General features: G+C 73.1%; 3 protein-coding genes. All 3 read left to right on the forward strand.

Features of this window, described 5'->3' with window-relative positions; translation table 11 throughout:
* The first annotated feature begins 198 nt into the window (after positions 1-198).
* Complete coding sequence (locus ACFVYS_RS41635; protein ID WP_389510808.1) at positions 199-408, forward strand: hypothetical protein; 210 nt, start codon at positions 199-201, stop codon at positions 406-408.
* The gene (locus ACFVYS_RS41640) at positions 380-604 is read left to right on the forward strand and encodes a hypothetical protein (RefSeq protein ID WP_389510810.1); all 225 of its coding nucleotides are present in this window, start codon (positions 380-382) and stop codon (positions 602-604) included. Before ACFVYS_RS41635 ends, ACFVYS_RS41640 begins: the two co-directional genes overlap by 29 nt.
* Positions 605-748: 144 nt before the next feature.
* Positions 749-1,363 (forward strand): hypothetical protein, encoded by a 615-nt coding sequence (locus tag ACFVYS_RS41645; RefSeq protein WP_389510812.1) that lies wholly within the window; start codon positions 749-751, stop codon positions 1,361-1,363.
* Positions 1,364-1,392 lie beyond the last annotated feature (29 nt).

The following is a 1,392-nucleotide window of genomic DNA, read 5'->3' on the forward strand; positions in this document are numbered from 1 at the left end:
GGAGCCCCGAGCGCGCCCGGCCGTCCAAGGTGCGGCTGGGCGGGGGCTTAGACGCGGCGGAGTCGCAGCGCCTCGGCCTGAGGGGTGAGAGCGTGGGGGGCCGGGGCCCCCGTGGGGGGGGGGGCGCCCCGGTACCCCCCCCCCCACGACGTACAGCAGCGAACGTCAATCTGGGTGAAAGTCGTGCATCATCATGCGGTGATCGAGGATGTCCGGGACCGGCTCCGCGACCCGGCCGCCGCCCGAATCCTCGACCTCAACGGCCTCGACCCTCGCGTCCAGGACATCGTCCTGAAGACGCCCGGTGCCCGCGAGCTGCTCGCCAACCTCGCCGACTACGCGCCCCTGCCCGCCGGTCCCCGCCGCATCGCCATCGGATGTGCAGGCGATTCGGGAACGCATCCGTGAAGCCCGTGGTAACGGCTGGCTCGGTGAAGTGGAAGGGCTCCAGAGCAGCCTCGACGCCGCCACCGCCAAGCTCAACAGTCTCAGCCGGGCCCCGGCCGACGGGCGGCCGCAACTGGTCGAACTTGGCATGCCGATTTTCACCGACCACGCTCCGCTGCCCACTCAGGAAGCGGAACTGCCCGAGCATCGGATCTGACCCCACAGAGCCAATGTGGTGGCCCCGACGGGGACGGGGTGCGGGACATGCTGCGTACTCGTCGGCTGGCGCCCGGGGCGGCAGAGCCCCCGGGCGCCGGGCACCGTATGGTTCGACTTCCCCACATGCGAGAGGAACGATGCGATGCTCGGCTATTGGCTGGCGGTCGTCCGCCGGCTGGCCCTGCCTGCGCTGGCGACCAGCGCGGTGTGCGCGGCAGCCATGACCGCCGCGCTGGTCCTGGGCGACGGCACGCCCTGGATTGGGGCCGCCCCCCGGGCCCTGGCCGCAGGCGCGGCGGTCGCCCTCGCCTTCACCGCCGTGCTGTCCACCTCCACAGTGGTGAGCGCGGCTCGCACGGCCCGCCGGTACGGGCTCACGCTCGGCCCCGAAGCCGTGGCCCTGCCCTCCGTCCGTGAGGTGCGGGTACCCGCCATCGGGGGCAGGACCGCCTTCCAGCTGGCAGACAGCGTGCGGTACGCGGTCGAGAGGGACCCCGTCCTGCGGTTGGACGAGATCACCGCGTTCGGGCACGGCACCCTGGACCTGAACCTGTGCGGCCCGTCGGACACGACGGTCTCCGTACAGGTCCGTGTCACGACCGGGCCAAAGGAGACGGCCGCCGTCGTGGAGGCACGTCCGGCGGTCACGTACAAGCGGCTGGACGCGGCGGCCTGCTGGGCCGTCGCCCGCATCGTCGAGGAGCGCGTGGAGCAGGTACTGCGCGCCGAGGCCGCAGACGGCACTGCCGCCCGCTGACGCCGGGCCGCCCACGCGGCCGAAGACCC

The organism is Streptomyces sp. NPDC058295, from assembly GCF_042880655.1.
Lineage (GTDB): Bacteria > Actinomycetota > Actinomycetes > Streptomycetales > Streptomycetaceae > Streptomyces > Streptomyces coriariae.